At 68.3% G+C, this 7,460-nt stretch carries 5 protein-coding genes; 3 read left to right on the plus strand and 2 right to left on the minus strand.

What is annotated here, in order from left to right; all coding sequences use genetic code 11:
• Nucleotides 1–71: 71 nt before the first annotated feature.
• Nucleotides 72–1,337 (minus strand): MFS transporter, encoded by a 1,266-nt coding sequence (locus C8258_RS26590; protein ID WP_106957496.1) that lies wholly within the window; start codon nucleotides 1,335–1,337, stop codon nucleotides 72–74.
• Entirely contained in the window at nucleotides 1,337–1,996 is a 660-nt protein-coding gene (locus C8258_RS26595) for a GntR family transcriptional regulator (RefSeq protein ID WP_233225358.1), read from the minus strand. Before C8258_RS26595 ends, C8258_RS26590 begins: the two co-directional genes overlap by 1 nt.
• 283 nt (nucleotides 1,997–2,279) lie before the next feature.
• On the opposite strand from C8258_RS26595, the gene C8258_RS26600 reads away from it, so the two are divergent.
• From C8258_RS26600 to C8258_RS26610, 3 genes are all read left to right on the plus strand, one after another.
• Nucleotides 2,280–3,287, plus strand: coding sequence for a diiron oxygenase (locus tag C8258_RS26600; protein ID WP_106957498.1), 1,008 nt, complete (start codon nucleotides 2,280–2,282; stop codon nucleotides 3,285–3,287).
• Between the two features lie 14 nt (nucleotides 3,288–3,301).
• Entirely contained in the window at nucleotides 3,302–4,885 is a 1,584-nt protein-coding gene (locus C8258_RS26605) for an FAD-dependent oxidoreductase (RefSeq protein WP_106957499.1), read from the plus strand.
• A 296-nt stretch (nucleotides 4,886–5,181) separates the two neighbouring features.
• A partial coding sequence (locus tag C8258_RS26610; protein WP_146161341.1) for an Hsp70 family protein occupies nucleotides 5,182–7,460 on the plus strand: 2,279 nt, incomplete at its 3' end.

The raw sequence follows: 7,460 nt of genomic DNA on the forward strand, positions 1-7,460 counted from the left end.
GCCGCGCGGGCGGAACCCGCGCGGTCGCAGACCGGGTTTCGCCGGGTCGGCAACGCTCTGCTCGACCCGGCCTATCGGCTGATCTGTTGCTCGACAGCGCTCGCGCGGTCCGGGTCGCGATAGTTGTTGAGCACCACCGCGAGACATCCGAGGGCGATGACCGCGCCGGCCGCGAACATCGCCGGATAGCCGATACGCAGCGCGTTGTGCAGCAGCGACAGCAGCGCCGGCGAACCGAATCCGAGGTAGCTCACCGAGTAGAACACCGCGGTCAGCCCGGCGAGATCGTCCGGCCGGGCGATCCGCTCGATCTCCTGCAGTCCGGCGACCATGCCGATGCCGAATCCGAATCCGAGTACGGCCGCGGTCGCGATGACCGCCCACAACTGCAGGGTCGCGGCCGCGTACACCGACGCGGCCATGCCCGCGGTGGTCAGCGCCAGCGACAGCGCCGCGATGAACGCGGTACCCGGCAGGTCGATCCGCCGCGCCACCGACTGGATCGCGAAACCGCATCCGAGCGTGATCACCGTGATCAGCGCGGAGAACGCGATCGGCATTCCGGCGATGCGATCGGCCGCCAGCGTCGGCAGGATCGCGTACGCGGCCGCGGCGGAGGTGAACAGCCACAGCGCCAGCGGTAGTGTGATGCGGCGGAAACGCCGATGGCCGGCCGCCGGAACCCGCAGATCGTCGCGCAGTGGCTTGCGAACCGGTTGCGGCGCCACGGTTTCCGGTGCGCGCAGCACCCGGACGGCAGTGATCAGGCACAGCGCCACATTGATCAGATAGGCCAGGGTCGCGGGCCAGGGCGCCCACTGTGCCAGCACGCCGGCCACTCCGGCTCCGATGGCGAAACCGCCGGTGAGACTCATCGCCGAGCGCCGAGCTCCGGTGCCGGGGGCCGAGGCGGGCCCGAACGGCGGTTGCGAGAGTTCCTTCAACCAGCTGCTGCCCACGGCCATCGCCAGCCCGAGACCGACTCCGCACAGGACGCGCCCGATCGACAGCATCGGCACGACGCCGGAACCGAAGGCCAGCAGCGTCGATCCCGCCGCGGTGATCAGCGGTGCGGGCCGCATCAACCGCCGCCTGCCGTAGCGATCCGACAGCGGTCCACCGATCAGCAGCGCCGGCACGATGCCCAGGACGTACTCGAACAGCAACAGATTCACGGTGGTGACCGGCAGGCCGTCGTTCTTGTACATCACCAGCAGCGGGGTGAATTCGTTTCCGCCCCAGGCGATCGCGAAGATCGCCGCGGCCACGCTCCACCAGACGCGAGGGGCGGTGGCGACGCGGGCCGGACGGAGGTCGACGGCGGCCGGTGCGGTCATCACAGTCCTCTCAGTTCGAGCTGGTGCACACCCGACAGATGGTCGGCGAGTGCGGTATCGAAGGCCGCGGTATCTCCGGCGGCGATCAGATCCGTCAGCCGCGCATGCTGTTCCACGATGCGGGCGGTATTCATCGGCGCGCGGTGCAGGGCGACGCTGTTCATCCGCCGCTGGCGTTCGCGCAGCGAGTCGTAGAACCCGGTGAGCAGCGGGTTGCCCGCGGCGACCACATAGCCGCGATGAAAGTCGGTGTCCTCGGTGGCGAAGCGCGACAACGTCTGCCCGTCGGAGGCATCGAGGTTCGCGACGAGTTCGCGCTGGCGGGTGAGCGATTCGCGCAGTGTGTCGAGCAGTGGCGGGCGGTCGTCGGCGGTGAGGGCGCGCACCGCCGCGGTCTCCACGACATAGCGGGCATGCGCGACGTGTTCGGCCTCGTGCGAGGGAATCGGGACCACCAGCGCGCCGCGCTTGGGATACAGCCGCATCCAGCCCTCGGTCTCCAACCGCAGGAATGCCTCCCGCACCGGAGTGCGGGAGGTACCCAGATCGTTCGCGATCTCACCCTCGCTGATCAGCTCTCCGCCGGGCAGCGCGCCGGTCAGAATGCGCTCCTTGATCTCGCGATAGGCGCGCTCAGCGGCTGAATACGTCTTAGACACAAGTTGTAGCTTAGTCGGGACATGGGATGATTTGCCATGTGGGTGCGGACACGTCCGGTCTGCCCTCGTGGTGCGTTGTGGCGGCATCGCAGGCGATGTGACGCCCCGCACAGTACTGCTCGGTAATGCTGTTTGGGCTGCCGCTGAGCTGGGAATACGGCCGATTATCGGCGGGGTTGCGCGATCGTGTCCGGCAGGGCCGGTCGCCGGTGTTGACCTCCGCCGCTATAGGTGTAACTATGGGAAACAGTTACCCATGCGAGATGGAGAGGCTGTGACGACGATGTCCGTTGCCGCGACGCCGGAAGTAGACCCTGTGGTCGCCGAGGCCATGGAATACGCCCAGAAGCTGCTCCTGCTGTCCGAGGGGTCGGTCAACAAGCACTTCGATCCGTTCACCGACATCGACTGGGACAACCCCGACTTCGCCGCGACCGCCGGCGAGAAGCGGTGGATCCTTCCGGAATCCGCCGACCCGCTGGGGCGTCACCCCTGGTACAAGGCGCTGTCGGACGAGCAGAAGATCGCCCTCGGCAAGTACCGCCAGGCCAATGTCGCCAAGGTCGGCCTGCAGTTCGAGTCGATCCTGATCAGCGGCATGGCCACGCACAACTTCAGCCTGCCCAACGGCTCGCCCGAGTTCCGGTACTGCTCCCACGAGATGATCGAGGAGCACAACCACACCCTGATGTTCCAGGAGATGGTCAACCGGATCGGCATCGACGTGCCGGGGATGGGCCCGCTGGTCCGCAAGCTCCGCTACTTCGCCGCGCCGGTCGCCGCCCGGTTCCCGAACCTGTTCTTCATGGCGGTCCTCGCCGGTGAGGAGCCGATCGACCACATCCAGAAGCAGATCCTGCGCTCCGGCGAGGAAGTGCATCCGATCATGCGCGGAGTCATGGCGATCCACGTCGCCGAGGAGGCGCGCCACATCTCCTTCGCGCACGAATTCCTGAAGAAGCATGTGCCGGAGTCGAATCCGGCCGCGAAGTTCGTGCTGTCGCTGGCCATGCCGATCGTGATGTGGATCCTCGGCCGGTCCATCGCCACCCCGCCGAAGTCCTTCTTCAAGGAGTTCGACATCCCGGAGGACGTCCGTAAGGAACTGTTCTACGGCTCCGCGGAGGCGCAGCAGACCTTCGCCGACTACTTCATCGACGTGCGGGCGCTGGCCAAGGAACTGGGCCTGATGAACCCGATCTCGAAGAACGTCTGGAAGCTGCTGAAGATCGACGGTCCGGCCAGCCGGTACCGCTCCGAGCCGCAGCGCGCCAAGACCAAAGCCGCCTGAAGGGTAGCCATACAGTGCCGTATGTAGTCACCCAGTCGTGCTGCAGCGACGCCTCCTGCGTCTACGCATGCCCGGTCAACTGCATTCATCCCACGCCCGACGAACCGGACTTTCTGACGGCGGAGATGTTGTACGTCGACCCCGCGGCATGCGTGGATTGCGGGGCGTGTGCCACGGCCTGCCCGGTGGACGCCATCACCTCCTCGAAGAAGCTCACCGCGGAGCAGAAGCCGTTCATCGAGATCAACGCCGATTTCTATCGTCAGGCGCGTCCGCGTCCCCTGTTGGCCAAGCCGGTGCCCGCCGCCGAGGTCGACACCGATCGGGGCGCGATGCGCGTCGCGATCGTGGGTTCGGGCCCCTCGGCGATGTATGCCGCCGACGAGCTGCTCACCCAGCCGGACGTGACGGTGACGGTGTTCGACCGGCTGCCGGTGCCCTACGGCCTGGCCCGCCACGGTGTCGCACCCGACCACACCCGGACCCGGCAGGTGAGCCGGCTGTTCGATGTGATCTCCGCGCAGCCCGGATTCGGGTCGTACCTGAATGTGGCCGTGGGCGAGGATATCTCGCACGCCGAACTGCTCGACCACTTCGACGCGGTGATCTACGCCGTGGGCGCCTCCTCCGACCGCAAACTCGGTATTCCCGGCGAGGGGTTGCCCGGCAGCCTGTCCGCGACCGAGTTTGTGGCCTGGTACAACGGCCATCCCGACTACGCGCAGCGCAGTTTCGATCTGACGCAGCGGCGCGCGGTGATCGTCGGCAACGGCAATGTCGCGCTCGACGTGGCCCGGATTCTCACCATGGATCCCGAACTGCTCGATGCCACCGAGGTGTCGCCGGCGGCGCTGGACGCACTGCGGCACAGCAAGATCGAGGAAGTGGTGATCGTGGGTCGCCGCGGCCCGGCCGAATCCGCCTTCACCGTCCCCGAATTCGTGGGGCTGCTCGGCTCCGATCTCGACATCGTCGTGGAAGGTGATGTGCCGGAACCGACTCCGGACATGCCGCAGAAGGTCGAGCAGAAGCTGAAGTTGCTGCGCAGTGTGGCCGACCGCCCGGTGGGCGCGCGCAAGCGCATCGTCTTCCGCTATCTGTCCTCGCCGGTGGCGCTGGTCGGCACCGACCGGGTGACCGGAATCGAGCTGGTGCGCAACGAACTCGTCACCGACGAGGCCGGTGTCACCCGGGCCGTCGCGACGGAGGAGACCGAGACCCTGGATACCGCACTGGTTCTCGCCTCGGTGGGTTACCGCGGCGTGGCCGTGCCCGGGGTGCCGTTCGACGAGCGCGCCGGCGTCATCCCGAACGCCGACGGCCGGGTGCTCGAATCCGCCGACGGCGCGGTGGTTCCGGGAACCTACGTGACCGGCTGGATCAAGCGCGGCCCGACGGGCTTCATCGGCACCAACAAGTCCTGCGCACAGCAGACGGTGCGGCAGCTGGTCGACGACTTCAACGCCGGCCGTCTGCGCCGGCCCACCGCCGACGCCACCGATTTCGATCGGCTGGTCCAGCGCCGCCGCCCCGACGCGGTGCGCGGCGGTGCCACGGCCCAGCCGTGGTGGAAGCGCAAGCTGCTCGCTCGCTCCTGAGCCGGATATCTCGACCGACCGCCCCGATCCGTCCGGATCGGGGCGGTTGTCGTTTCGGCAACCATCCAGTCATTCGGCATGACCGCCTCGAATTCGGTCTCGTGAATGTCATTGTCGCAATTCCATAGAAAACCGGTTGGTATTCCGTGGGATCAACTGTGAAATGGCCAGTTTTGCCAGCTATTCTCCTGCGGTAAGTGAATTCGGCCTTCCGATCTTGTCCTCCGCTGTGTCCTAGCAGGTCTTTTGCGTGTTCGATCGGTGAGTGTGAAACCTTTTCCGCCCATTCGGTTTCCGTGATCGAGACCGACCAGCTAACCTGTGTTCGCTATTTGGTAAACGACCGCGACCACATGGTTGAACCACTGGGGCCGTGGTCTCGGTGCGTTGACGGGATGGCAATGACGGTTGGCTTCGGCATGAGCATCGGCACAGTGAATTCCGTGTGGGCGGCAACTGCCGGTGATCGCGACCGTCCGGCGGTCCGCGTGCGCCGCACGGCGGTCACCGTCGACCGATCCGGCGCGGTGCGCGTCGGGGGAATGCCTCGATTCGCGCCGGTCGTCACGGATTTCGCCGATCTCACCCAGCCGCGCGAGCCCGTGTCGCTGGGCGGGCGGATCCGATCCTCGGCCGATCTGGTCGCGGCGGTGGCGACCTGCCTGATCGACGCCGGCGCTCCGGAGGCCGGGCCGGTCCTTACCTATCCCGCCTGCTACACCGACCGGCAGATCGCGTCGCTGCAGTACGCGCTGCATCGCCGCGGCGCCTTCGATGTGATTCTGATGCCCGAACCGGTGGCCGCCGTGGAATGGCTCGACGACGAATACGGTGTCACCACAAGCGGTTCCACGCTCGTCTACGATCTGGGCGCCAACAGTCTGGACGTCGCGGTGGTCCGGACCGAGGTCGAATGGAATCAGCGCGGGGTGCTCGGCTCGGCGCTGCGATCCGATGCCTACGGCGGCCGGCCGCTGGGCGCCGTCCTGGCACGCTACGCACGGACCCTGGCTCCGGACGTGCCGGCCCCGGTGTCGAAGGTGGTGCCTGCCGAGGACACCCGTCGCCTGCGTACGTGGCATGTGCGCAATTCCCTTCGGGTGGTGCGCGATTGCCTGAAGAGTGCGCGGGTGAGCATCGACGACATCGACCGCGTGTTGCTGGTCGGGGGCGCCGCGCGGCCGGTCGAGGTCGCGGAGGTGCTGGCCGAATTGGGCCCCCCGGTGATCGTTCCGCCGGATCCGGCGCATACGGTCGCGACCGGTGCCGCCATCGCCTCGGCCCGATTCGCCGCGAGCAACAGCACTGTCGGGCGGTACGCCCGGGGTGCCGCGGTCGTGTCGTCCGCCGCGGTCGTCTCCGCACTCGCGATGTCGGCGGCGACCATGATCGGCGGTGGCCCGGTCGGTACCGACGGGCCGATCATGGAATTCGCCCCCGCGCTGGCCGGTCCGGCGGACGCGTTGCGGGAGCAGGTCGGGGAGCTGCCGCAGCCGCCGGGATTCGGCGCCGGATTCTCGGCGCTGGCGGCCCGCGCCGACACCCTGATGGGAACCTCGCTGTCCGATTTGCGCGGCTACACCGGTGCGGCGCACGACTTTTCGCGCAGCATGACCGATCGGGTGGAGAACGCGCTGCGTGACTACGGTGCCGTGACACCCTGCGTGCCGCCCCGCGCGAGGACCTATTCCGACCCGGCGCGTTTCACCAACCCCATGCCGTTCGTGAACTCGGGTGCGGCGGCGCTCCTGGCCGCCGGCGCCGCGGCCCGTAACCTGCCCGGCACGGGACACCCCGGTCAGCCGGGATCCGGTGACCAGGGCACCCCACCCGGCGGCGGCTCGACACCCGGAGACTCGTCGAAGCCCGGGAACCCGGCGCCGAAACCCGCCGGCACAGCGGACGGTTCGATCACGCCCGCGCCCGGTGCGAACCCCGCGCCCATCGGCGACACGACCGCGACCACCGGTGCGACGTCCGGAGATTCGCATTCCGGCGATACCGCATCCACTCCGGGATCGGGACACTCGAGCGGCACCACCGACAGCGGTGCGGGCTCCGGCGCGACATCGGACGCCGACTCGAAGCCGGCCGGAAATTCCGGTACGCCGTCGAACGGCTCGGGCTCGACCAGCGCCGAATCGCATGGGCCGCACGGTGACTCCGCGCACTCCGGTGGTACGCAGAATCCGGGGGCAGAGAACTCGGGTACCGAGAGCTCGGGTACGGACAACTCCGATACACGGAGCTCGGGAGCCGCGAACTCGGGCGCGGCACACTCCGATGACGCCACGAACTCAGACACCGGAACGAACCCCGGTGCGGGAACGACCGGCGACGGCACGAATCCGAACGGTACGGCGAACGCGGGGGACCACGCGACGCCCGGTACGTCGGCTCCCGCGGGTGGCGCCACCGATTCCGCGCCGGCCGCAGGAGCCCAATCCGGCCCCGGCACATCGTCTTCCGACTCAGTCCCCGGCGCCGGAACGGCCCGGACTCCCGGCCCCGGGGGCAGCACGGCCACACCGCCCGGCGGCGCCACCCGCCCCGGCGCGACGATGCCGGGTCGGGC

This window comes from Nocardia sp. MDA0666 (assembly GCF_003023875.1).
GTDB classification, from domain to species: Bacteria; Actinomycetota; Actinomycetes; order Mycobacteriales; family Mycobacteriaceae; genus Nocardia; species Nocardia aobensis.